This window comes from Alishewanella agri BL06 (assembly GCF_000272005.1).
GTDB lineage: Bacteria > Pseudomonadota > Gammaproteobacteria > Enterobacterales > Alteromonadaceae > Alishewanella > Alishewanella agri.
Genome location: NZ_AKKU01000017.1, coordinates 90,917 through 113,344 on the forward strand (window position 1 = coordinate 90,917; position 22,428 = coordinate 113,344).

23 protein-coding genes are annotated in these 22,428 nt (G+C 51.7%); 7 read left to right on the forward strand and 16 right to left on the reverse strand.

The window, feature by feature from the left end:
- Positions 1-222: 222 nt before the first annotated feature.
- Both AGRI_RS10250 and ilvN read left to right on the forward strand, forming a co-directional pair.
- Entirely contained in the window at positions 223-1,965 is a 1,743-nt protein-coding gene (locus AGRI_RS10250; protein ID WP_008606422.1) for an acetolactate synthase 3 large subunit, read from the forward strand.
- A gap of 2 nt (positions 1,966-1,967) precedes the next feature.
- The gene (gene ilvN / locus AGRI_RS10255; RefSeq protein ID WP_008606421.1) at positions 1,968-2,459 is read left to right on the forward strand and encodes an acetolactate synthase small subunit; all 492 of its coding nucleotides are present in this window, start codon (positions 1,968-1,970) and stop codon (positions 2,457-2,459) included.
- 36 nt (positions 2,460-2,495) lie between these two features.
- On the opposite strand, the gene AGRI_RS10260 is transcribed toward ilvN, so the two are convergent.
- On the reverse strand, positions 2,496-3,761 hold the full coding sequence (locus AGRI_RS10260; protein ID WP_008984874.1) for a cation:proton antiporter: 1,266 nt from the start codon (positions 3,759-3,761) through the stop codon (positions 2,496-2,498).
- On the reverse strand, positions 3,754-5,004 hold the full coding sequence (locus tag AGRI_RS10265; RefSeq protein ID WP_420167172.1) for an NRAMP family divalent metal transporter: 1,251 nt from the start codon (positions 5,002-5,004) through the stop codon (positions 3,754-3,756). Before AGRI_RS10265 ends, AGRI_RS10260 begins: the two co-directional genes overlap by 8 nt.
- Before the next feature lie 120 nt (positions 5,005-5,124).
- Between AGRI_RS10265 and AGRI_RS10270 the strand changes: the two genes are divergently transcribed.
- Both AGRI_RS10270 and AGRI_RS10275 read left to right on the forward strand, forming a co-directional pair.
- Positions 5,125-5,391: a hypothetical protein gene (locus AGRI_RS10270; RefSeq protein WP_008950513.1), complete on the forward strand. Its 267-nt coding sequence runs from the start codon at positions 5,125-5,127 to the stop codon at positions 5,389-5,391.
- A complete protein-coding gene (locus AGRI_RS10275) occupies positions 5,391-5,636 on the forward strand; it encodes a GNAT family N-acetyltransferase (protein WP_008984875.1) in 246 nt (81 codons plus the stop codon). The genes AGRI_RS10270 and AGRI_RS10275 overlap by 1 nt, the downstream gene beginning before the upstream one ends.
- Positions 5,637-5,696: 60 nt before the next feature.
- Here the strand turns inward: AGRI_RS10275 and AGRI_RS10280 are convergent, their stop codons facing one another.
- Positions 5,697-8,534, reverse strand: a complete 2,838-nt coding sequence (locus tag AGRI_RS10280) for a M16 family metallopeptidase (protein ID WP_008984876.1) — start codon at positions 8,532-8,534, stop codon at positions 5,697-5,699.
- 172 nt (positions 8,535-8,706) lie between these two features.
- Between AGRI_RS10280 and acuI the strand changes: the two genes are divergently transcribed.
- A complete protein-coding gene (gene acuI, locus AGRI_RS10285; RefSeq protein WP_008984877.1) occupies positions 8,707-9,687 on the forward strand; it encodes an acrylyl-CoA reductase (NADPH) in 981 nt (326 codons plus the stop codon).
- Between the two features lie 4 nt (positions 9,688-9,691).
- Here the strand turns inward: acuI and AGRI_RS10290 are convergent, their stop codons facing one another.
- Positions 9,692-10,138, reverse strand: coding sequence for a MarR family winged helix-turn-helix transcriptional regulator (locus AGRI_RS10290; protein ID WP_008984878.1), 447 nt, complete (start codon positions 10,136-10,138; stop codon positions 9,692-9,694).
- 156 nt (positions 10,139-10,294) lie between these two features.
- Here AGRI_RS10290 and AGRI_RS10295 point away from each other — a divergent pair, with 156 nt between their 5' ends.
- Positions 10,295-10,711, forward strand: coding sequence for an organic hydroperoxide resistance protein (locus AGRI_RS10295; RefSeq protein ID WP_008984879.1), 417 nt, complete (start codon positions 10,295-10,297; stop codon positions 10,709-10,711).
- Positions 10,712-10,772: 61 nt separating this feature from the next.
- Here AGRI_RS10295 and yjjX read toward each other — a convergent pair whose 3' ends face one another.
- The 6 genes from yjjX to ilvG all read right to left on the reverse strand — a co-directional run bounded on the left by yjjX (position 10,773) and on the right by ilvG (position 17,096).
- Positions 10,773-11,288: an inosine/xanthosine triphosphatase gene (yjjX, locus tag AGRI_RS10300; protein WP_008984880.1), complete on the reverse strand. Its 516-nt coding sequence runs from the start codon at positions 11,286-11,288 to the stop codon at positions 10,773-10,775.
- A gap of 119 nt (positions 11,289-11,407) precedes the next feature.
- The gene (locus tag AGRI_RS10305) at positions 11,408-11,626 is read right to left on the reverse strand and encodes a ribosome alternative rescue factor ArfA (protein WP_008984881.1); all 219 of its coding nucleotides are present in this window, start codon (positions 11,624-11,626) and stop codon (positions 11,408-11,410) included.
- A gap of 105 nt (positions 11,627-11,731) precedes the next feature.
- Positions 11,732-13,306 (reverse strand): threonine ammonia-lyase, biosynthetic, encoded by a 1,575-nt coding sequence (gene ilvA / locus AGRI_RS10310; protein ID WP_008984882.1) that lies wholly within the window; start codon positions 13,304-13,306, stop codon positions 11,732-11,734.
- Entirely contained in the window at positions 13,306-15,156 is a 1,851-nt protein-coding gene (gene ilvD, locus AGRI_RS10315; RefSeq protein ID WP_008984883.1) for a dihydroxy-acid dehydratase, read from the reverse strand. The genes ilvA and ilvD overlap by 1 nt, the downstream gene beginning before the upstream one ends.
- A 39-nt stretch (positions 15,157-15,195) precedes the next feature.
- Entirely contained in the window at positions 15,196-15,450 is a 255-nt protein-coding gene (ilvM, locus tag AGRI_RS10320) for an acetolactate synthase 2 small subunit (protein WP_008606405.1), read from the reverse strand.
- Positions 15,450-17,096 carry an acetolactate synthase 2 catalytic subunit gene (gene ilvG / locus AGRI_RS10325; RefSeq protein ID WP_008984884.1) on the reverse strand — a complete coding sequence of 549 codons (1,647 nt, stop codon included), beginning with the start codon at positions 17,094-17,096 and terminating at the stop codon, positions 15,450-15,452. Before ilvG ends, ilvM begins: the two co-directional genes overlap by 1 nt.
- 401 nt (positions 17,097-17,497) lie before the next feature.
- On the opposite strand from ilvG, the gene AGRI_RS10330 reads away from it, so the two are divergent.
- Positions 17,498-17,740, forward strand: a complete 243-nt coding sequence (locus AGRI_RS10330) for a DUF1289 domain-containing protein (protein ID WP_008984885.1) — start codon at positions 17,498-17,500, stop codon at positions 17,738-17,740.
- Here the strand turns inward: AGRI_RS10330 and AGRI_RS10335 are convergent.
- The 6 genes from AGRI_RS10335 to AGRI_RS10360 all read right to left on the reverse strand — a co-directional run bounded on the left by AGRI_RS10335 (position 17,737) and on the right by AGRI_RS10360 (position 22,390).
- Entirely contained in the window at positions 17,737-17,979 is a 243-nt protein-coding gene (locus tag AGRI_RS10335; protein ID WP_008606402.1) for a GlsB/YeaQ/YmgE family stress response membrane protein, read from the reverse strand. The genes AGRI_RS10330 and AGRI_RS10335 overlap by 4 nt on opposite strands.
- A 93-nt stretch (positions 17,980-18,072) precedes the next feature.
- A complete protein-coding gene (locus tag AGRI_RS10340; RefSeq protein ID WP_008984886.1) occupies positions 18,073-18,750 on the reverse strand; it encodes a GNA1162 family protein in 678 nt (225 codons plus the stop codon).
- Complete coding sequence (locus AGRI_RS10345; protein ID WP_008984887.1) at positions 18,747-19,091, reverse strand: DUF4810 domain-containing protein; 345 nt, start codon at positions 19,089-19,091, stop codon at positions 18,747-18,749. The genes AGRI_RS10340 and AGRI_RS10345 overlap by 4 nt, the downstream gene beginning before the upstream one ends.
- Before the next feature lie 17 nt (positions 19,092-19,108).
- Complete coding sequence (locus tag AGRI_RS10350) at positions 19,109-19,426, reverse strand: hypothetical protein (protein ID WP_008984888.1); 318 nt, start codon at positions 19,424-19,426, stop codon at positions 19,109-19,111.
- 1 nt (position 19,427) lies between these two features.
- Positions 19,428-20,375 (reverse strand): CsgG/HfaB family protein, encoded by a 948-nt coding sequence (locus tag AGRI_RS10355; RefSeq protein ID WP_008984889.1) that lies wholly within the window; start codon positions 20,373-20,375, stop codon positions 19,428-19,430.
- 167 nt (positions 20,376-20,542) lie between these two features.
- Positions 20,543-22,390 carry an Lnb N-terminal periplasmic domain-containing protein gene (locus tag AGRI_RS10360; RefSeq protein WP_008984890.1) on the reverse strand — a complete coding sequence of 616 codons (1,848 nt, stop codon included), beginning with the start codon at positions 22,388-22,390 and terminating at the stop codon, positions 20,543-20,545.
- Positions 22,391-22,428 lie beyond the last annotated feature (38 nt).

Genomic DNA, 22,428 nt, shown 5'->3' on the forward strand with positions numbered 1-22,428 from the left:
AAGAAGTCTAAAAGCATGAAAAAGGCATCGACTTTCCGCGGCCATTACCGTAAATTAATCAGGCGCACTATAAAAGCCTCAGAGCTAACCACTAAAGCGCCGGTAAGGTTCGCCAATACCGTTCAGCCAACCACGTAGCACAAGGTAGCATTTAGGCTGCCAACAGCGTTCTGTACCCGAAAAACAGGCGCTTTGACCTCAGTAAAATGATGAGACCTGACTATGACAAGCCAATCCAAACATGCCGAGATGTTATCGGGCGCAGCAATGGTGATCCGTGCGCTGGCCGATGAAGGGGTAGAATACGTCTATGGCTATCCCGGTGGCGCTGTATTGCATATCTACGATGCGTTATTTCAGCAAAATAAAGTAAAACACGTGCTGGTGCGCCACGAACAGGCCGCGACCCATATGGCCGATGCCTATGCCCGTGCCACAGGCAAAGCCGGCGTGGTACTGGTGACCTCCGGCCCGGGTGCTACTAATGCAGTAACCGGTATCGCTACTGCTTATATGGACTCAATCCCGATGGTGGTGCTGACCGGCCAGGTGATGAGCCATCTGATTGGTGAAGATGCGTTCCAGGAAACCGATATGCTGGGCATTTCCCGCCCTATTGTGAAACACAATATGTCGGTGCGTCGCCCCGAGGATATTCCGTACCTGATTAAGAAGGCGTTTTACATTGCGCAAAGCGGCCGGCCGGGCCCGGTGGTGCTGGATATCCCGAAAGATATGACGATTCCGAGCAATAAGTTTCCGTATCATTATCCGGACGAAATTAAGCTGCGCTCTTATCAGCCAAAACTAAAAGGCCATAGCGGCCAGATTAAAAAAGCGGTTAGCGCCCTGTTGGCAGCAAAGAAGCCGGTGCTGTACTCGGGCGGCGGTGTGATTATGGGTGGCGCTGCCGCAGAGCTGACCGAACTGGCGCAATACCTGAACCTGCCGGTGACCAATACCCTAATGGGGCTGGGTGCCTATCCGGGTGAGGACAAGCAGTTTATCGGCATGCTGGGGATGCATGGCAGCTACGAGGCGAATCAGGCCATGCATCATGCTGATCTGATCCTGGCGGTCGGCGCCCGCTTTGACGACAGGGTCACTAACAACACCAAGAAATTCTGCCCGGATGCCACCATTATCCATATCGATATTGACCCGGCCAGTATCTCAAAAACCATCAATGCCCATATCCCGATTGTTGGCCTGGTACAGCCAGTGCTGGAAGAAATGCTGGCGACTGTGAAGCAGAAAAAGAAAAAGCTGGATAGCAGTGCACTGGAGCAATGGTGGCAGCAGATTAATGACTGGCGTGCTGTACATGGTGGCCGCTATGACACCACCTCTGCACTGCTAAAACCCCAACACGTGATAGAGCAGGTCAGCAAGATCACCAAGGGCGAGGCCTTTGTCTGCAGTGATGTCGGCCAGCATCAGATGTTTGCCGCCCAGTACTACAAATTTAATAAACCAAACCGCTGGATCAACTCCGGCGGCCTTGGCACCATGGGTTTTGGCTTGCCGGCAGCGATGGGCGTCAAGCTGAATTTCCCGCAGGCGGATGTGGTCTGTGTCACCGGCGAAGGCTCAATTCAGATGAACATTCAGGAGCTGTCGACCTGCAAGCAATATGGTTTGGGGGTGAAGATTATCAACCTGAATAACGGCTATCTGGGCATGGTTAAGCAGTGGCAGGATATGAACTATGAGTCGCGCTACGCCAGCTCCTATATGGACTCGTTACCTGACTTTATCAAACTGGCTGAGGCCTATGGCCACGTCGGCATCCGGGTCACCAAACCGGAAGAGCTGCAACCGGCGCTGCAGCGCGCCTTTGTCGAGCTCAAAGATCAGCTGGTGTTTCTGGATATCCATATCGATCCGAAAGAGCATGTTTACCCGATGCAAATTCCGGGCGGTGCGGTCAATGAGATGTTTTTAAGTAAGACAGAGAGGACTTAAGCATGCGGCATATTATTTCTGTATTACTGGAAAACGAATCCGGCGCCCTGGCACGTTTGGTCGGCCTGTTTGCCCAGCGTGGCTATAATATCGACTCACTGACCGTGGCCCCCACTGAAGATCCGACGCTGTCGCGTTTAACGCTGGTGACCCATGGCAATGATCAGGTGATCGAGCAAATTACCAAGCAACTGCATAAACTGATTGAAGTGGTAAAACTGACGGATTTGAGCGAGGCTGCCCATATCGAGCGCGAGCTGATGCTGGTTAAGGTGAAAGCGGTCGGCGAGCAGCGGGATGAAGTAAAACGTAGTGCTGATATCTTCCGCGGCCAGATCGTCGATGTCTCTGCCACCACCTACACTGTGCAACTGGTAGGCACCAGTGACAAACTGGATGCCTTTATTCAGGCCTTAAGCGGTACTCAGATCCTGGAAGTAGTGCGCAGCGGCGTCTCTGGCATCTCCCGCGGCGAAAAGACACTGGCGCTTTAGGCCTCATCCGTGTTCGATACAGCTGCTAACGGCGACTCAGGTCGCCGTGACTTTTTGCTGAAAGCGTCCATAGACCAACTGAAATAGCGGCGCCGCCATCAGCGTTGTGACAATCGCCATAACCACTAACATCGAAAACAAGCCTTGCTCTATCACGCCATAGCTTAGTGCAATATTGATAATAATCAGCTCCATCAGGCCCCGGGCATTCATCAGTGCGCCGATCGCCAGCGCCGTTGGATTATCAGCGCCTTTTAGCCGGGCTGCCGCCCAGCAGGCAACAAATTTGGCCAGAATGGAACACGCCAGCACGGCCAATGTCACCAACCAAAGACCACTGGCGCCCAGCACATCCAGCCGGGTATTCAGGCCGGAATAGGTAAAAAACATCGGTAACAGCAGCAGTAACACCGGTTTCTCCAACCGTCGTTGCAGCAAGCTAACCAGGGTACCGCGTGGCATCGCTATGCCCAGCAAAAAGCCACCAAAGACGGCATGTAAGCCAACAAAATCCATACTCCAGGCCGACAATGCGAACAACAGCAGGATCAGCACAAACTGCCAGGCCGCCAACTGTTCCGTTAGCGCCACCCGATCCGCCAGCGGTTGTAACCAGAGCCGCATTTTGGTCAGCATTAACCAGGCATAGAGGCTACCGCCCAACAGTGCTTTAATCAGCAGCCCACTACCGCCACCGAAGCTGGCCAATACCAGCGCCAGCACCAGCCAGGCTGCCGCATCGTCGATAGCGCCGGCCGCCAGCGCCAGAGTACCCAGTTTAGTACCGGCGAGGCCCCGCTCATAAATAATCCGTGCCAGCATCGGAAAGGCCGTAATGGCGATGGCCGCACCAAGAAACAGTGCCGCATTGGCATAGCTGATGCCGGGCGCAAACAAACCAGGCATAGGTAATAACCACAGCGCTAACAAAGCCGCGACGGCAAAGGGCACTAACATGCCCGCCAGCGATACGGTTAACGCACTCTGCGCCTGCTGCCGGAACAGTCGGGTATTAAATTCCAGACCAACCAAAAACATATAGAGCCCAACGCCAAGTTGGGCGCCGAAATACAGCCAGCTGCGGGTTTCTGGAATAAAGATCGCCTGTTGTAACTCCGGCAAGTACCAACCCAATAAAGACGGCCCCAGCGCGATTCCGGCTATCATTTCACCCACGACTCTGGGCTGACCAATATAACGGGCAAGGCGGCCAAAAACTTGGGCAGCCAACAGGATACACCCCAGCTGTAGCAAAAACAGACCCACTAACTGCCACCAATGCAGCTCAGCCATATCAGGCATTTAATAACCCCAGATACCAGGCCAGATATAACAGGGCAAAACCAAACAGATAGACCAAACCCAGCCAGCTTAGGGTATTAAGCCAGAATGGCAGTGGCTGGTTAGGCTGACCTCGCAACAAACTAAAATTTAACCAGGCAAAGACCGGAGTGGTTAAAAACGCCAGCGTCATGGCGAAAGTGAGCATCGGCGATAACGCAGAGCGGAAAAACAAGATCAACGCCATACCTGCCAGCGCTTGCAATAACAACCATAACGCCGCTATCCGGCGGTTATCAGCCTGATACCAGCCCAGTAAACGTCCTGACTCATGTAAGGTGCGGGCATAACCGTCTAACACCGTAATGGTGGTACCGAACATACATAAAAACGCAATCAGTGATACCAATGGCTTGGCCCAACTACCGATAGTTTGACCATACATTTCCACCAGTTGCTGAGCGAAGGCTGCACCCGCCAGCGCTATTGGCTGATCGCTACCGTATTGCACCAACGCACCCAAGGTCACAAACACCAGTGCTAAAAAAGTGGTCAGCCAGTAGCCGAGGTTAAAGTCGAATAGTCCCTGCCGCTGACTCACCGGCTGCTGACGCTGCTTGGCTTTTAGCCAGAGGGAACTGATGGCCGAAATTTCAATCGGTGCCGGCATCCAGCCCATCAGTGCCACCAAAAATCCCAACATCGCCAATTGCCAGGGTGAGGGGCCCTGAAAACCTGCCGGCGCGGTAGGCCCATTATTAAAGGCTATTGTTGCTGCCACTAAGGTGGTGAGTGTCAGCAACAGCATAATCACTTTCGACACCCGGTCCAGCGCCCGATAATGCCCCAGCAGTAAAATCAGCAAACAACTGGCCAAAATCAGCCAACACAGCAGGGTAAGTGATAACTGCCAGGGCAGGGCATATTGCAGTAGTGCCGCGGTCAGAATCAGTACCCCTGCCGTGTTCACCACCGCCGCCAATACATTTAGCAGCACAAAACTATAAAAATATCCCCGCCCCTTACGCCAGTAGCCTTCAACCAAACTCTCGTTCTGCTGCAGGGTGTACTGTACACCGAAACGAAAAAACGGATATTTCAGAATATTTACCAGTAAGATCAACCAAAGTAACTGCCAACCAAAGAGCGCACCGGCCTGGGTTGAGGCCACCAGATGCGAGCCACCAATCGCTGCCGTCGCCATCAGAATGCCCGGCCCTAAACTTTGCGCCCAGTAGCGCCACCCCATTCCCGATTGCTGCATAGTACTTATTATTGATTGTTATTTAGTGAGCGCTAGCTTAGCCTAAGCAACAGGCGAAAGCAGCAGCCTGCGATAGGGCTGTGCTGCTATTTTTTCTGTTTCATACGCATGGTGCCCAGAATGCAAGATGACGATTTGATAGACCAAAACACACTCTTTGAGGTACTGGAAAACCAGTTAGCCGATAACTACCCAAAAGAAGTGACAGCGACCTTAATGCGACTGCGGATGACCGGTCACAGCCGTGACGAAGCTTTAGAGCTTATGGCATGTGCCTTAGCACCGGAAATGTATGCAGTGATTGAGCGTCAGGAGAGCTTTAATCTAGAGCGGTATGCCGAACATCTTGCTTTGTTACCGGAGACGCCCTGGTTGGAGGAGGAATAATGAGTGAGTTAAACATCCAACATGACAGCGCAGGCCAGCGTTTTATTCTGAGCGAGGGTAATGCCAGCGCCTTACTCGACTACCAGTTAAACGGCGAACACATCGATTTTTGCCATACCTATGTGCCACCGGAGTTTCGCGGCAAGGGCCTGGCCGAAAAGCTGGTGCGCCATGCCCTAAGCTGGGCAAAAAGCCGTGGGCTGCAAATTCATGCCAGTTGCTCTTACGTACAACGCTTTTTATAAGTTGCAGGCATAAAAAAACGCCGGACTGAAGCCGGCGTTTTTACGCACTTTGATAAGCAATTACAGCTTTAGCTCAATAATTGGCAATTGCAACTTTTCCAACTCCGGCTTCAGTTTATCCGCTTCACCCACTACCACGATCACCATCTCAGACGGCGACAAATATTGGCTGGCTAACGCATTTAGCTGCTCAAGTGATGCCTGCTGCAGAATTTGATTGCGCTCGCGGGTAAACTCCGGACCGACATTAAACTCCAGCATCTGCGCCATAAAACCCAGCTTGGCATTTGGCGTTTCATAGCGTAGCGCTTCTGACTGATTGACCGCACTGCGCATAAAGTTCAACTCTGCTGCCGTCATACCATTTTGCTGGTAGTTGTTCAGCTCCTTTAAGAACTCTTCGATTGACTCACGCGTCACATCAGCGCGAACTGCGGCACTGGCAGTAAACAAACCAACTTGTTGATCACCACCAAAACCGCTGCGCGCACCATAGGTATAGCCTTTGTCTTCGCGTAAGTTCAGGTTGATGCGGCTATTAAAGTTACCACCCAGCGTAAAGTTCATCAGGCCGGCGCGATAGAAGTCACCGGTCAGATCGCGTGGCATAGTGCGACGCACAATACGGATTTCTGACTGTGGCGACTGATCTTTATGTACCAGATAGATCGCCCCCTGTTGGATTGCCGGTGCCGGTAGAGCTAACGCCAGTTCCGGTGCTTTCCCCTGCCACTGCGGGGCCATATCAGCTAACAGCGATTGTAACTGCGGCTGCGGCAAATCAGATACCGTAACTAACTGCGCACCCTGCGGTTTAACATGTGTCTGATAAAACGCGCTTACCTGCTCCAGTGTCATCGCTTGCAAACTTTCAGCAGACCCCATACTGGATTGTCCGGCAATGCTGTCGCCAAACATCAACTTGCTGACTGCACGTTCAGCCAGATAGCTGGCATTCTTCTGCGCCTGAGCTAAAGATTGTAACCGCTGTTGTTTGATGCGATTAAAATCTTCGGCATTGAAAGCCGGGCGCAGCAGTTTTTCCTGCACCAGTTGCAAGGTTTGTGGCAAGTTGCGGCTTAAGCTGCTGATGAACACATTCAGCTCATTATCCGAGGCACTGAAAGACACTGAACTGCCGAGCAATTCCAACGCCATACTCATTTGTTCCGTGCTGTAATTCTCGGTGCTTTCGTTTAACAGTGCCGCCATCATTGATGCCAACCCGGCTTGCTCCACTGTGTTGTGGAAGCTACCCGCCGGGATCCGTAACAGAATCGACGTCGTTGGCGTTTCATCACTCACCGAACCCAGCACCTGAATGCCATTGTCCAACACCGTAGTCCAGGTGTCAGGTAATAAAATGGCGGGGTTAGCGCCGGCCTGTGGCACCACTTTGCGATCAAAAGTGTGGGCGGCATAACGCATTGGTAGCGGTTCAGCGGTAGTCGCATTAGCCGGATCAAACTTCTGGGCAGTAAAATTATCGGCGGCGGCAATCAGCTCAGTTTTACCACGCGGTACCACACTACTGATTACCGCTGGGCTGTTTTGCACATACTGCCGATAAACCCGCATCACATCTTCTGCTGTAACTGCTTCGTAACTGGCCAGTAACGAAGCTATCCGATCGGGTTCACCAAAGAAAATTTCGTTATAGGCCAATTGACTGACTTTACCGGCAACGCTCTGTAAGCCAAAGATACTGCGTGCTTCAACCCGTGTTTTAGCCCGAGCCAAATCCTCGGGCTTAACACCACGCTCAGCCACTTGCTGTAAGTTTTGCCTTAATAATTGTTCAATATCAGCCAGATTTTTACCTGAAGCCGGATGAGGCAAGGCGCTCAAACTAAAGGTACAGGCTAATTCCATACAACGGTGACCGGCTGACGCATTAACCGCAATTTGCGGACGCACCAGGCTCTGATACAACAATGAGTTATTACCGTTGCCCAAAATATCCGCCAGAATATTCAGTGGTGCTTCGTCCGGGTGACCGGCATAGACCGTTGGAAAAGTCATACTAATCAGCGGTAGGTGGACATTATCTTCCATCGATACATAGCGATCCGCATCCAGTTTCGCCGGCGCTTTGGCCATTTTTTCTACCGCCGGGCCGGCCGGAATAGTGCCAAAATATTTCTGCACCATCGGCAGGATTTCTTCGGCCTTAACCGCGCCGCCGATAGTCAGCGTCGCATTATTCGGGCCATACCAACGCAGGAAGAACTGTTTTAAATCTGGCATAGTGGCGCGGTTTAAATCATCCATATGACCAATCACCGGCCAGGAATACGGATGCCCATAGGGGTAGAGCGCACCTTGCAGTTGTTCAAAGTAACGGCCATAAGGCTGATTATCAACGCGCTGCCCGCGCTCGTTTTTCACCGTCGAGAGCTGGATATCAAACTTTTCCTGGGTGACGGAATCGAGGAAGTAACCCATACGATCCGATTCTAACCACAACATTTTTTCCAGCTGATTGACCGGCACGGTCTGGAAATAGTTAGTGCGATCACTGTTAGTAGTACCATTCAGGGTACCACCCGCTTCGGTAACATACTTAAAGTGCATCTCAGCGCCCACGTTGTCCGAGCCCTGAAACATCATATGTTCAAAGAAATGCGCAAAACCAGATTTGCCCAACTCTTCGCGTGCTGAGCCAACATGATAGGTAACATCGACATGCACCAGTGGATCAGAATCATCTTCATGGATAATGACCGTTAAGCCATTTTCCAGCTGATATTTTTTATACGGCAGACTAATGCGGTCATCCTGTTGCGGGTTTACTGCAACTAACTTTACCCCTGCAGGTAAGGTTGTTGCTTGTTGGCTGCTGCAACCAGCAACCCCGAGCGCCACTAACAGGGCGAGCGAGAGGGCGGAATATTTCAAAATAAGCTCCTGAATATATTTAAATACCTGATGATTAAAGCAGCTGGTGCTATTAATGAAAACCTTACAGATGTAACAAAATATAACGGTGACAGCGCATGCGACCAAAGCCGCATAGCGCTAAGCCATTGTCTGGACTAGTCTTAATCACCTAACTTTACGGAGGTGTCTGATGTTTAATGCTTTAGTGATCGATAAAACGCCTGATTATCGCGCCAGTTTACAGCAACTCGACGCCAGTCAGTTACCGGCAGCCGAGGTCGTGGTAGACGTCGCCTATTCCACGTTAAATTATAAAGATGCGCTGGCGATTACCGGCAAAGCGCCGGTAGTACGGGACTTTCCGATGGTGCCAGGCATCGATCTGGCCGGTACTGTGGTGAGTAGCCAGAATCCGGCGTTTAAAGCCGGTGATCAGGTGCTGCTAAACGGCTGGGGCGTGGGCGAGAAGCACTGGGGTGGCCTGGCGCAGCGTGCTGCTGTGCCTGCCGCCTGGTTACAGCCAATACCTGCACCGCTGACTGCCAGGCAAGCGATGATTATCGGAACTGCCGGCTATACTGCAATGCTGTGCGTACAGGCTTTGTTAAAACATCAGTTAACCCCGGCTGCCGGCCCGGTACTGGTCACCGGAGCGACCGGCGGCGTCGGTAGCTTTGCAGTATTACTGTTAGCGCGGCTGGGCTTTCAGGTTACGGCCGCGACGGGCAAAGCCAGTGCCGCAGACTATCTGCGCCAACTTGGTGCTGCTGAGATTATCAGTCGTGATAGCCTGTCCGCTCCGGGCAAACCTCTGGCTAAAGAACAATGGGCTGGTGTCGTAGACTCAGTCGGCAGCCACACGCTGGCCAATGCCTGTGCTCAGAGCCGTTATGGTGGTGTGGTGGCTGCCTGTGGTCTGGCACAGGGGATGGATTTCCCGGCCTCGGTAGCACCCTTTATTCTGCGCGGCATTACACTTTGTGGTATCGACAGCGTGATGCAACCGATGGCACCGCGACTGGCGGCCTGGGCACAACTGGCCGAGTTATTAACCGCAGACGACTTTACCTTACTCAGTCGGGAAATCAGCCTGGCAGAAGCCATACCTCAAGCCCAGGCGTTGCTGGCCGGAGACATTCAGGGCCGCTTACTGGTTAATGTGAACAGCTAAAGCCCTAACGACAAGCCTCCAGTTGCTGCAGCTGTTGCAGCAACTGCTGCGCCTGCTCACGTAACGCCAGCAGCTGGCTTTCCGGTAGTGCCACCTGGCAACGTAAAGCCGGCATCACAGTTGCGACCTCAGTTTCTAAAGCCCGACCTGCCGCGGTTAACAGCACCTTTTTCACCCGCTCGTCACTGGCATCACTCACCCGCTGCAGCCAGCCTTTTTGTTCCAGCTTCTTTACCAAAGGCGTTAGGGTACCCGAGTCAAACAACGTCGCCGCACCAAGCTGACCCAGGCTGATCTTATCCTGCTGCCACAATGCCAGCAGCACCACATATTGCGGATAGGTCAGATCAAAGGGCTGCAGCAAAGGCCGGTACAGCCGCATCATCGCGTTATTGGCGCTATAGAGTGCAAAGCATACTTGCTGTGGTAGCGGGAGTGTTTTAGCCGTCATCAACCAAGCCTCGGGCGAGTAAAGTAATGAGTGCACTGATTATAACTGAAGCCCGGCGCTATCGCGCAAAAATATTTCACGCAATTATATTGCGCACAAGATTAATTGCCGTTAGTATGCTCTGGCAATCAACCTTTAACTGAATGAGGTAACAAAATGGATATTCTGTATAAAGCCGTCGTCACCGCTACCGGTGGTCGTGATGGTCAGGCGCAGTCAAACGATGGCTTACTGCAAACAAAACTGGCGGCCCCAAAAGAACTGGGCGGTAAGGGCGATGCCACTAATCCGGAACAACTGTTTGCCGCCGGCTACTCGGCTTGCTTTATTGGCGCTTTGAAATTTGTCGCCGGTCAAAACAAGCAAAGCCTGCCTGCCGATGTGTCTATCCGTGCAGAAGTCGGGATTGGCAAAATTGAGGGTGGCTTTGGGTTGGATGTCGACCTGTTTATTAGCTTGCCTGGTCTAGCACAGCAAGCAGCTGAGCAACTGGTCGCGGCCGCACATCAGGTTTGCCCCTACTCTAACGCCACTCGCGGCAATATCGAAGTAAGGTTGCATACCAGCGTCTGATTATGCCTGAGCCGGATGCCGCCAACCTCTGTTGACGGTATCCGGTTTAATCGCTCCTCGTTTAAAACCAGTCCGGGTTTAAAAACGGGATTAATGCCAGCGTCAACGCCTGCTGATAAACACCACTGCGACTTAACCGGTTCTGGGTTAATAAGCCGATAGCGCCACCAGCCTGTTTAATATTCCGGGTACCAAATAGCTCATCCATCACATCGCCCAGCTCCTGGCCCTGTTCCAGCGCCTGCAGCGCCGCCTTGGGTAACATTAAACTGGCCGAACGCGCCTTGCCGAGCTTGCCCTGATGTTCAATTAGCATCCAGGCAAAGGTCATCTCACCATCCAAACCGGCCTCTATGGCCACATAAAAATCGGCTGCGCCCTGCTGCTTTAACGCCATTAAGCGGTTTTTCGCTCCGGCATAAGTTTCCTCGCTGCTGAGCGGCTGCTCAGCAACACCGGACGGCACGCTAATACCGCGCACCGTAATAGCTTGCTCGGGGAAATTCACCTGAAAACACTGCTCAACCGCCCGGATTTTGGCCGGATTGGCTGAAGCGACTAATATTTGCCAAGTCATCATTTAACCTTTATGGTAAATTTTGAACGCATCTTAACATATGGCGTTTTCAGGGGCAGTTATGTCAGCGCAATCCTATAAAGAACAGCAAAGTTTTCGTTATACCTGGGGTTAAAAGCTCAACCTCTGCAGAGTTGGTTAGATACTGTGTTGCAAGTAAAGGCCGCAAAAACAACAAGGGCGTAATCTTTCGAGTTACGCCCTTTTCTGTTGTAGGAGCCTTTGCCCTTTTTCGCTTTTACCACCCGGGGTTGAAACAGCTTACTGGTCACTAAGGCTTTTAGTGCATTGTCGCGAATTTCCCCGCGGCCATGCTCGGTTGCCGCTTGCTTACTCATTATTGCTCTCCTGTATAAAAACGCGCGCAGTCTAACTGCACGCTTAGGTTAACACAATAGTGATTAGTTCAATTTATATACAGCGCTCTGCTGTACTAAAGGGATCTAGGGCTGAGCAGCGGTTAAAAACGCCTGATAGCTACTATTATCTGTTACCAGCCGGTATTCATAACCGAGATTATCCAGATAGCCGGCGATAGCACTGTGCTCTGCCACTTCAAAACCCGCCAGCACGTCGCCGGTGGCGGCACCATGGTTACGATAGTGAAACAACGTAATATTCCAGTGTTCTCCCAGCGTATTCAGAAAATTCATCAGTGCTCCCGGGTATTCCGGGAAGTTAAACTGATACACCTGCTCTTGTAGCTTACGCGGTGGCATACCACCAACCATATGCCGTACATGCAGTTTGGCCAGCTCGTCGTCCGACAGATCCAGATACTGATAACCGGCCTCGGTCAGCGCCTTTTTTACCGTATTCAGTTCAGTCTCACCATGACGCAATTTAATGCCGACAAAGATCTGCGCTTTATGCTCGCTGGCATAACGGTAGTTAAATTCGGTAATGGCACGGCCACCCAGAGTTTGGCAAAAACGTCGGAAACTGCCTTTTTCCTCCGGGATGGTTACCGCAAACACCGCTTCTTTTTTCTCGCCCAGCTCACAGCGCTCTGACACATAGCGCAGGGTATCAAAGTTAAGATTGGCGCCACTAAGCACAGCGGCATAATGCTGCGGCCGCGGTAAGGTGCTGTTTCTTAACAGCTGACTATATTTCTTGAGCCCAGCAAGGGCCAAAGCACCGGCCGGCTCGGCCACGGCCCGTAAATCATCAAAGATATCTTTGATCGCAGCACAGATTTCATCGCTGCTTACTGTGACCACCTCATCGCAAAACCGTTTGGCCAGATTAAAGTTTTCGCTGCCAATCCGCTTTACTGCCACCCCATCGGCAAATAATCCCACCCGTGGCAAGGTCACCGGCTCACCGGCTGCCAGCGCAGCCTTTAAGCAGGCAGCATCTTCCGGCTCTACACCAATGACTTTGACATGGGGCTGAATGGCTTTGATATAGACCGCCATCCCCGCCATCAGGCCACCACCACCCACCGGAATAAAGACGGCATCCAGGCGGTTATGCTGGCTTAGCAGCTCCTTGGCCACGGTGCCCTGGCCAGCAATCACATCAGCATCGTCAAAGGGCGGAATATAGATGGCGCCTTCGGTTTGCGCTTTTTGCATCGCAAAGCTGTTGGCTTCATCAAAGGCGGTACCATGCAGCACCACCTTGCCACCTAAGGCCCGCACTGCGGCTACTTTAATTTCCGGCGTAGTGATCGGCATCACTATGGTTGCGTCCAGACCTAATTTCGCGGCGGACAGCGCCACACCCTGGGCATGGTTACCGGCCGACGCGCAAATCACTTTGGCATCAGGCTGCTGTTGCTGCACTTTATGCAGTTTATGAAAGGCGCCGCGCAGTTTAAAGGAATAAACCGGCTGCTTATCCTCACGCTTTAACAACACCTGCTGCCCAAGGCGGGCGCTTAACTTATGCATTTCATCCAGCGGCGTTTCTACCGCCGCCTGATACACCGGCGACAACAGAATTTCCCGCAGATAGTGCTGCATCACCTCGGCATCGCTGCTGTCGGTTGCTGCCCGTGCCAGATTATCCATTACTGCTCCAGTTTTGACAGATCGCGTACCGCACCCTGGTCGGCACTGCTGGCTAATAACGCATAAGCCTTTAACGCGGCGCTGACCACACGCTGGCGGTTTTCCGGTTTCCAGGCTTTACTGCCTTTGGCTTGCATCGCAGCGCGGCGACTGGCCAGCACCTCGTCACTGACGGCAATGGCAATTTTGCGGTTGGGAATATCAATCTCTATCCGATCACCCTCTTCGACCAGCGCGATAGCACCGCCGCTGGCGGCTTCCGGTGACACATGACCAATTGATAAGCCTGAGGTACCGCCAGAGAAACGACCATCAGTGATCAGCGCACAGGCTTTGCCCAGCCCCATCGATTTTAAATAACTGGTTGGATACAACATTTCCTGCATCCCCGGGCCACCCTTGGGCCCCTCGTAGCGGATAATAACGGCATCACCGGCCACGACCTTGCCGCCCAAAATGGCGGCAACAGCGTCATCCTGACTTTCAAATACCCGCGCCCGGCCACTAAATACCAGGTTTTCCGGCTCGACACCGGCAGTTTTAACGATACACCCCTTTGGCGCCAGGTTACCAAACAGCACCGCTAAACCCCCATCCTGCGAATAGGCATGCGCTTTATCGCGGATACAACCTCCGGCCCGATCATCATCTAATGACGGGTAACGGCAATTCTGCGAAAACGCCTGAGTGGTGCGGATCCCGGCCGGACCGGCCATATAAAACTGTTTTACCTGCTGATCAGTAGTGGTTTTAATATCCCACTTCGCCAACACCTCAGCCAGTGAGCTACCGGCAACATGCGGCGTATTGGGGTTTAGCAAACCGGCGCGGTTCAGCTCCGCCAGGATCGCAATCACGCCACCGGCACGATGCACATCTTCCATATGATATTTCTGCGTAGAGGGCGCCACCTTACTCAGGTGCGGCACGACACGCGATAAACGGTCGATATCAGCCATAGTAAAGTCCACTTCGGCTTCAATAGCGGCAGCCAGTAAATGCAACACCGTATTGGTTGAACCGCCCATCGCGATATCCAGCATCATGGCGTTTTCAAAGGCAACCTTATTGGCAATGCTACGCGGTAAGGCGCTGGCATCATCGTCCTGATACCAACGCTTACACAGCTCCATAACCCGGAAACCGGCTTGCACAAATAATTCTTTGCGATCGGCATGGGTTGCCAGTAAAGAGCCATTGCCCGGCTGCGCCAGGCCCAATGCTTCCACCAGACAGTTCATCGAGTTGGCGGTAAACATCCCCGAGCAGCTGCCGCAGGTTGGGCAGGCACTTTTTTCAATTTGCTCGCTTTGGGCATCGCTGACCTTGGGATCGGCCGCCGATACCATGGCATCAACCAGATCCAGCTTGATAATTTGATCCGAGAGTTTGGTTTTACCGGCTTCCATTGGCCCACCGGAAACAAAGATCACCGGAATATTTAACCGCAGCGCGGCCATCAGCATACCCGGGGTGATCTTGTCACAGTTCGAGATACAGACCATGGCATCGGCACAGTGGGCATTCACCATATATTCTACCGAGTCCGCGATCAGCTCCCGTGACGGCAGGCTGTACAGCATACCGCCATGCCCCATGGCAATGCCATCATCAACCGCGATGGTATTAAATTCTTTAGCGATACCGCCGGCTTCGACAATGCTGGCGGCTACCAGCTTACCGAGATCGCGCAAATGCACATGGCCGGGTACAAATTCGACAAAGGAGTTAACCACCGCCACTATCGGCTTGCCGAAGTCGGTATCTTTTACACCGGTGGCCCGCCATAAGGCACGGGCGCCCGCCATATTACGGCCTTCGGTGACGGTAGCGGATCTGAGTTTTGGCATCTTGTTATCCTGTAAAAAACGTAAGTCAATTAAGCACGATTAGGCACGCAGCACAGCAACATCAGCCGAAGCCAATTCCAGCTGCTGTACGTCATATAACTTCACCAGCTGACTGGTCAGTAGCGTAATGGGTTTCTCACTTTGCACTGTCAGGGTAATTTGTAAACCGGCCCGGTCAGTTAGCGGGGTCATCGCCAGACCCGCCAATTGATAACCACGATAGCGGGTTACCTGCAGTAAACGCTCTACCACGCTGGCTTCATTGCGGGTGGTGATATTCAGGGTATGTTGCATCAGTTCGTCTCCGTCAGCATATCTTCGTTCGCGGCACCTGGCGGTACTAAAGGCCAGACGTTGTCTTTTTCATCGATCCGTACGTGTAATAAATAGGGCCCCGGCCAGCTAAACATCGCTTCCAGCGCGCTTGCCACTTCATCTTTGCGGGTAATGGTATGGCCGGGAATGGCGAAGGCCGCTGCCAGCGCCACAAAATCCGGGTTATCCGATAAATCGGTTTCGCTATAGCGTTCATTAAAGAACAGTTGCTGCCACTGCTTCACCATGCCCAGCCGTTGGTTATCGATAATGACGATCTTCACCGGCAGCCGGAAGCGCTTGATGGTGCCCAGCTCCTGCACGTTCATCATAAAGGAGCCATCGCCACTGACGGCGATCACCGTGTCCTGTGGCCGTGCCAGCTTGGCACCAATCGCCGCCGGTAAACCAAAGCCCATGGTGCCTAAGCCGCCGCTGGATAAATGATTGCGCGGGCTATTAAAACGCATATGCTGCGCCACCCACATCTGATGCTGCCCCACATCGCAGCACACCACGCTGTTATCCGGCATCCGTTCACTCAGTTGTTTCAGCATAAGAGGAGCAAAAATCCGTTCACCCGGGTGATCATAGCGCCAGCCATATTGCTGCTTTAATTGCTGACAATGCGCCAGCCAGTCAGCGCATTGGGTGGCGGTACTGATCGCCGGCAGAATTTGCTTCATATCGCCCAGCAAGGCACAGTCTGCAAAGCGCACCTTATTAATTTCTGCCGGATCGATATCCACATGAATCACTTTGGCGTGCGGTGCAAACTTATCCAGCTTACCGGTTACCCGGTCATCAAAGCGGGCCCCCAAACAGATCAGTAAGTCAGCTTGCTGCACCGCCAAATTAGCGGCCTGGGTGCCGTGCATCCCCAGCATGCCCAGATAGTGCGGGTTAGCGCGGGCCACCGAGCCCATGCCTTTTAACGTCGTGACTGATGGCATCTCACTTTCGGCCAGAAAAGCCTGTAACTGCGGCAGCGCATCCGCCATCTGCACACCGCCGCCGATATAGGCAATCGGCTTTTTCGCCTGCGCGATCAGCTGCCGCGCTTTGGCCGCGTTAGCCAGTGAGGTCGCTAAGCGGGCAGTTGGCAGCGTTGGCCACTCGGGTTCACTGACCTCAGCCAGTTGAATATCCTTCGGAATATCAACTAATACCGGGCCGGGGCGACCACTTTCTGCCAGTCGGAAAGCTTCCTGTAACGTATGCGCCAGCTCATTGACATCGCGGACCATAAAGCTGTGCTTGGTTACGCCCAACGATAAGCCTAAAACATCGACTTCCTGAAAGGCATCGGTGCCCATCACCGCTTGTGATACCTGACCGGTAATGGCGACCAGCGGTACCGAGTCCAGCAGGGCATCAGCCAGTGAGGTAATCAGGTTGGTGGCGCCCGGGCCAGATGTCGCTAAACAGACGCCAACTTTGCCAGAGGCGCGGGCGTAGCCGATGGCCGAAAAGGCGCCACCTTGCTCATGCCGGCACAGATAGTGTTTAACGGTGCTGTGATAAATCGCATCGTAAATTGGCATAATAGCGCCGCCCGGGTAACCAAAGATGGTGTCTACCCCCTGCTGCTGTAATACCTTTAATACCAATTCTGCGCCTTTCATTTGCTGTTGCCCTTTTTACTTGTTGCCCGAATCAATTTTCACCAGCCCTGAAACGACAAAACCCCCGGTCCTTGCGGAGCGGGGGTTTTGCTGGAAGTCGACTTAGTGTGCGCTATCGTTCCAATACACCGCCCCCGCGGAGATTAATAATCACCACGATTACGAGGACAATGATGTTCAGAACGGCTGCTAAACGCATTTAATACTCACTAACTCTTACGGTTAATTGTTGTTGCTTTAATCAAAAAGCAGATTGGCTATATTAATAGACGTCTATCTGTCCGGAGTCAACCGCTTTTTGCGGAAAAAATGACTTTTTCTGAAAATAATTAAAATTTGTGTCGCCGGCAGTGAGCCGCTAGAGTATCTGTATAGGTGTAAAACAGCAGGTCGCCACGGCCGTGGACCAACTTGAGTTATTTGAGCTACCGAACCCCTGCATTGGGGTATGTGAGAGCAATCAACGCGGTTATTGCAAGGGCTGCCTGCGCTCGCGCGAAGAGCGCTTTAACTGGCATCTGAAGCCGGCAGCAGAGCGGGCGCGCATTTTAAAACTGCTGGCGCAGCGCCGGGCGCGCTTACAGCAGAAGGCTAATGCCGGGTCACAACCTGAGCCGCAACCCGGTTCACTGGATTTGTTCTAGGCTTTTTTCACCAGACTAATCAGATACAACAACACCACAGCACCCACTGTTGCGGTAATCAGCGAGCCAATCAAACCAAAGGCTTTTAAACCCAGGGCACCAAATAGCATACCACCGAGGAAGGAGCCGACGATCCCGACTACGATATTACCCAGCACGCCAAAGCCACGGCCTTTCATAATATTACCGGCCAACCAGCCAGCGACCGCACCGATAATTAAAAACAGGATAAAGTTCATAGCATTACCTTTGTTATCATTGTCACTATCAGGGTAGCGCAAAAATCAGAAAACGCTACCCTCTATTACTGGCGAGCAACTTGGGCTTCTGCTTTAACCCTTTGTTTGGCTACTTTGGTGTTTATTCACACTTTGCATAGCTCCATCTTTACCATGCGCCTTATGGTATTTACCCACCGGCATAGTTCCCACCACAGTGGCATTCACGATGCGGGCAATCGGTACATAGTCGGTTAATGCGGTAGTAATGGCCGTTGAGATAATATCGGCAATCAGATTGCCGCTATTACCGGACGTGTTGTGTACTATCACACTATGGTAGTTCCAAAGCACTTCAGACGTTTTAGTAGACACCAGGTCAAACTCTGCCCCTACAGTGACATTGCCACCAGTGACGTAATAGTTGGTGTCCCATTGATTAATGGTGACAAACAATACCGCATCGGCATCAAACAACTGCTTAAATTTTGTCGCATCCACTTCACGCAACTGGGCACCATCGGTGATCCCTTCCTGGTTTAACAGGAAGTTAGTTAACGGCAATGGCATCACATAGTAACCGGCTTCTGCAATCGGATGTGCAATGGTTGTCGAGTACAAATCAGGCGCATCGGCAGCAGTAGAATGGTTGATCGCCGGGACGACCAGAATCGACAGTGGCGGCTCTGAGTACATCTTCGGGAAAGCTTCTTGCTTAGTTACCATGGGTGACACGCAACCCACCAGCAATACTATCTGGCTTGCCAACAAGAGTTTTAGCAGCTGTTTCATTGTTTCACTTCCTTGCGTAGCGAGCTTTGCATCAGCTCAATAATCTTGCTGGACTCCGGAAATAACTGCTTTTCTTGTTCAAAATATTGCAACGCGGCGCTGACATTATTGTCTTCAGCTTCCAGCATCGCCAGCTCGGCGTAAATGCCAGGTGGAATCCGCTTATTCTTCGCGTCAGCCTGCGCAATAATATTTTGTAATTCCGCTTTATGCTTGGCGCGGGTTTCTGCTGTGGGCTCAGATTTCAGTTTATAGGCCGTTGCCGAGTAACTGCCCCAATAATAGATGCTGTTATTGTTAGCTGCGCAGGCCGTCAGTATCAGAGCAAAAACGCTGATCATTATTATTTTTATTGCTTTCATGGCACTCTCAACTCAAAAGTATTGCCGTTTGAAACATAAATCTTGCGGTTTACCAGCAGTTTGCCGGCACGCTCAACTTTCACATTGTGACTGCCGGTTGCGAGTTGGAATTTAGCAACCTTTTCATCCTTAAAAGTAAAAGTTGCAACAGTATCCAGATTAATTGGCGCCTGCTCGTTGATAGTTAAAGTCGCACCGCTGAAATTGCCTGCAAGTTGTAGATGGGCGATATCATCGACTTGGGTTACCGTTTGGAACTGACTGCTACAGGCGCTCAGCAGCAGCGCAAATAACGCTGTGACTAAATATTTCATCTCAAACCTTCCCTTGTTCTTTTACGACTAATTGCTGCAAATCTGTACCATCCAGCGAACCGGACACCAACTGACAAACAGATAATTCGTTATCGCCCTCACCCACAAAACCGACTACCCGTAATACTGCGACATCGTTGCCAGGTAAGGTAATAAATAAGCCGGTTTGCGGGTTACGCACTTGCTCTCCTTGCGTTGCAACCGCAAAGGTATCGTTTAGCTGGATCCCCTGCGACTTACCGCCGGTCATCAGGAAATTATTGCCTTGCTTACTGACCAGATAGGCTTGCCAGGGCGCATCCAATAAATTTTCGGTAATATTACTGACCAACTTAGAGATGGCAGCGGACAGGGCACGATCGTTGATCGCCGTATCATAAGCAGCGCGCTCACCGACGCCTAACACGGTATTCGCCTCAACTCTGGCTTCACCGGTCGCCTCTTCAGAGTATACAACCTGTCCGGTACGGGTGTTGATCAGCCGCACATTAACGGTCGCTGTCGCAGTTTGAATTTTGTTGCGGCTAAATACCCCGACTTCGCTATTGGTAGAGCGGCCGAATTCTGATACCGAACCTACGATTAAATAGTCTGAACCGATACTCTTAACCTCAGCACCGCTAAAGCTTTGCTCCCGCAGCACTTTGTCCAGATCAGCACGCTCCAGCATTATAAATTTCTGGGTTTCGGTAAGACGGGCAGCCAAAATATCTGACGCTTGTTTACCTAGCCGATCAGCGTTGTTATCGACTAAGAACGCATTACCTCTTTTAGTTTCATCAGAGAAACGAGCTATTGCGACTACGCGTTTTAGGCTCTTTTCTTGCGGCTGGGTCAAAGTGGCGCTGACGGCAGGCTGGCTGGTGACGGGTTTGTTCACTACTTCGCGGGTTGCGGACGTGCATGCCGCTAACGATACCAACGCCAAAGGCAGAACTAATTTCTTCATTATTCCCTCAATTACGCAGAATGGCAGGACGAACACTGCGCGACCAGCTATCCATGCGGTTTATTAAACTCGGTTCGATTATGAATCAGCGGCGAAAAAAGACAAGACTGGTTAACCTAAAATTTAAAAAGACACAGCTCTGCTGACATACAACTCCGATGCCGAGCTCAAAAATAGTAACTAAAAGCAAGGCTCACTTCTGTGGCGCGCTGCCGGACAATGCCTAAGCGCAGATCCCAGCGCTGGCTGGTACCAAAACGCTGCTGAAGTCGATACCAAAAAAAGTTATCGCGCTCTGTATTAAGATAACTACGATAGCCAATTTCTGCATGCAGCCGCCAGTATGGCTGCACATCAAACACAGTGCCAAGCCTGCTATCAGCTGAAAGCCAACCCGTTTGGAATTTGTCTTGATGCAGCCGGGCGTCTTGCATCAGATAGAGAATGCCACTGCTCAGAGGTACCGCTTTACCTGCACCGGCGGTCAGCTGAAGTTGCTGGCAATCGGCGCAAACCAGATCTTCGGGCAGATATCCAAGATTGATTTTCCACGCCAAACCACCGTCGCCGACTAATCCCGTATGTGACAAGTTCATATTTTCAATATTTAATAACTCAAAACGCTGCAGTGCCAAGCGCCCTTGTTGCAGTCGCACTTGCACATCGAACATCGCCAGTGCCGAAAATACCCCCGGATCGCGGTTGGCGGTGAGTAAATCATAGTAAGTCGCCCGAAACCGCAGATCGTAAGCAACGCTATTTTCAGTATCGGTAATAGCAACTTGTATTAAAGATGGGTAGGTGTTGCGGTGCGGTGCATTATCATTAAGCGTTAAGGATGTTGGTTTGGCTGCCGGCAATTGCAATCTGGCCTGCAGTAACAGATTTTTGATTTTCGTCAGCTCTGGGGTATCAGCTTCAACTTTAAGAAATTCGATATAATCAAAGAGTATCTCTAACACCTGAATGCGCTCTGCAACTGTCAGTTGCTGAAATGCCGCACCCGCCAGCTGATAATTATTGGCTACGAGCCAGGCTACCGCATTCTGTACGTCTGGTGAGCTTTGTTGATACCCTGCATGCAATCGCTTTTGTCGCGATGGATGTTGCGTAATCTTGCTGACCAGCGGCTGACCATGATGTTCAACCTCTGCCAAGCGATGAAAAACACTGATTGGCATCGCATAAGGCTTACGGCGGCTAATCAAGGGCTGACCGACTACCAGCTCCAATAGCTCCGCCATCCGAAAGGCACAATTTTCTTTCAGAAAATAATAGACATAATCCCGGCCAATCAACTCCCAGGCATGATAGAGCAGCTGTTTAACCTCTGCGTCGGTGAGTGCCAGTTGATACTCCCATTGGTCGCGCAGTTCGGTCTCACCATAGGTATGAATATTGCGGTAAAAATCACCATAGGAAAAAACCGCGTTGTAACCGCCAGCGAGCCCCTTAGCAATATAAAGTAATGGGTTTTCTGCAGTAGGTACTTCAGCACCAAAGTTAATATTTTGCTGTTGCAACAGAGCTCTTTTATCTGAGGCACTATTAAACTTTAACAGAATATGGCCATAAAACGAGGCCGGGTTCCCCAGGTAGCCGCTGGCAAAAATAGCACTAACCGAGCCGATTTGCTGCTGGTCGCTCCAATCATCAAACAACGGGCAAGAAACAGTCGCCAGCTGATGCTTTAGCTCTGGCAGTTGTTGCTGTAACCAATGCGACCGTGCAATAAAACGACATTGCGCATGCGCATTAACATCGCCACTTACCGGCAGTAACAGCGCGGCAAGAGTGGCATTCAGTTCGGCGCCAGCGTCAGCCGCTGACGCCAGGAAAAAATCCGGATCCACTATCGCGCTGCGGGTGTTGACACCTTCTTGGTGCAACAGCGCCAGCCAATAGGGTGCAGTGGCCAGATCCTGTAAGGCAGCCTGTTGTTGTAGCCGCTCAACCACATTTGGCCAAGCAGGAAATGCCAGCAGATAGCAAACCGCGAAGAGTAAAAACTTCATCTACGACTCAAAATGAAAAAACCCGCAACACGGCGGGT

Excerpts from the sequence above, each read along its gene's own strand:
- AGRI_RS10335 (WP_008606402.1), bottom strand. The coding sequence starts at position 17,979 with ATGAACTTTATCCTGTTTTTAATTATCGGTGCGGTCGCTGGCTGGTTG.
- ilvN (WP_008606421.1), top strand. The coding sequence starts at position 1,968 with ATGCGGCATATTATTTCTGTATTACTGGAAAACGAATCCGGCGCCCTG.
- AGRI_RS10265 (WP_420167172.1), bottom strand. The coding sequence starts at position 5,004 with ATGCAGCAATCGGGAATGGGGTGGCGCTACTGGGCGCAAAGTTTAGGG.
- AGRI_RS10270 (WP_008950513.1), top strand. The coding sequence starts at position 5,125 with ATGCAAGATGACGATTTGATAGACCAAAACACACTCTTTGAGGTACTG.
- AGRI_RS10295 (WP_008984879.1), top strand. The coding sequence starts at position 10,295 with ATGGATATTCTGTATAAAGCCGTCGTCACCGCTACCGGTGGTCGTGAT.
- AGRI_RS10275 (WP_008984875.1), top strand. The coding sequence starts at position 5,391 with ATGAGTGAGTTAAACATCCAACATGACAGCGCAGGCCAGCGTTTTATT.
- AGRI_RS10305 (WP_008984881.1), bottom strand. The coding sequence starts at position 11,626 with ATGAGTAAGCAAGCGGCAACCGAGCATGGCCGCGGGGAAATTCGCGAC.
- AGRI_RS10345 (WP_008984887.1), bottom strand. The coding sequence starts at position 19,091 with ATGATCAGCGTTTTTGCTCTGATACTGACGGCCTGCGCAGCTAACAAT.
- ilvA (WP_008984882.1), bottom strand. The coding sequence starts at position 13,306 with ATGGATAATCTGGCACGGGCAGCAACCGACAGCAGCGATGCCGAGGTG.
- ilvD (WP_008984883.1), bottom strand. The coding sequence starts at position 15,156 with ATGCCAAAACTCAGATCCGCTACCGTCACCGAAGGCCGTAATATGGCG.
- AGRI_RS10355 (WP_008984889.1), bottom strand. The coding sequence starts at position 20,375 with ATGAAGAAATTAGTTCTGCCTTTGGCGTTGGTATCGTTAGCGGCATGC.
- AGRI_RS10340 (WP_008984886.1), bottom strand. The coding sequence starts at position 18,750 with ATGAAACAGCTGCTAAAACTCTTGTTGGCAAGCCAGATAGTATTGCTG.
- ilvG (WP_008984884.1), bottom strand. The coding sequence starts at position 17,096 with ATGAAAGGCGCAGAATTGGTATTAAAGGTATTACAGCAGCAGGGGGTA.
- AGRI_RS10360 (WP_008984890.1), bottom strand. The coding sequence starts at position 22,390 with ATGAAGTTTTTACTCTTCGCGGTTTGCTATCTGCTGGCATTTCCTGCT.
- AGRI_RS10290 (WP_008984878.1), bottom strand. The coding sequence starts at position 10,138 with ATGACGGCTAAAACACTCCCGCTACCACAGCAAGTATGCTTTGCACTC.
- ilvM (WP_008606405.1), bottom strand. The coding sequence starts at position 15,450 with ATGCAACATACCCTGAATATCACCACCCGCAATGAAGCCAGCGTGGTA.
- AGRI_RS10250 (WP_008606422.1), top strand. The coding sequence starts at position 223 with ATGACAAGCCAATCCAAACATGCCGAGATGTTATCGGGCGCAGCAATG.
- AGRI_RS10260 (WP_008984874.1), bottom strand. The coding sequence starts at position 3,761 with ATGCCTGATATGGCTGAGCTGCATTGGTGGCAGTTAGTGGGTCTGTTT.
- AGRI_RS10350 (WP_008984888.1), bottom strand. The coding sequence starts at position 19,426 with ATGAAATATTTAGTCACAGCGTTATTTGCGCTGCTGCTGAGCGCCTGT.
- acuI (WP_008984877.1), top strand. The coding sequence starts at position 8,707 with ATGTTTAATGCTTTAGTGATCGATAAAACGCCTGATTATCGCGCCAGT.
- yjjX (WP_008984880.1), bottom strand. The coding sequence starts at position 11,288 with ATGACTTGGCAAATATTAGTCGCTTCAGCCAATCCGGCCAAAATCCGG.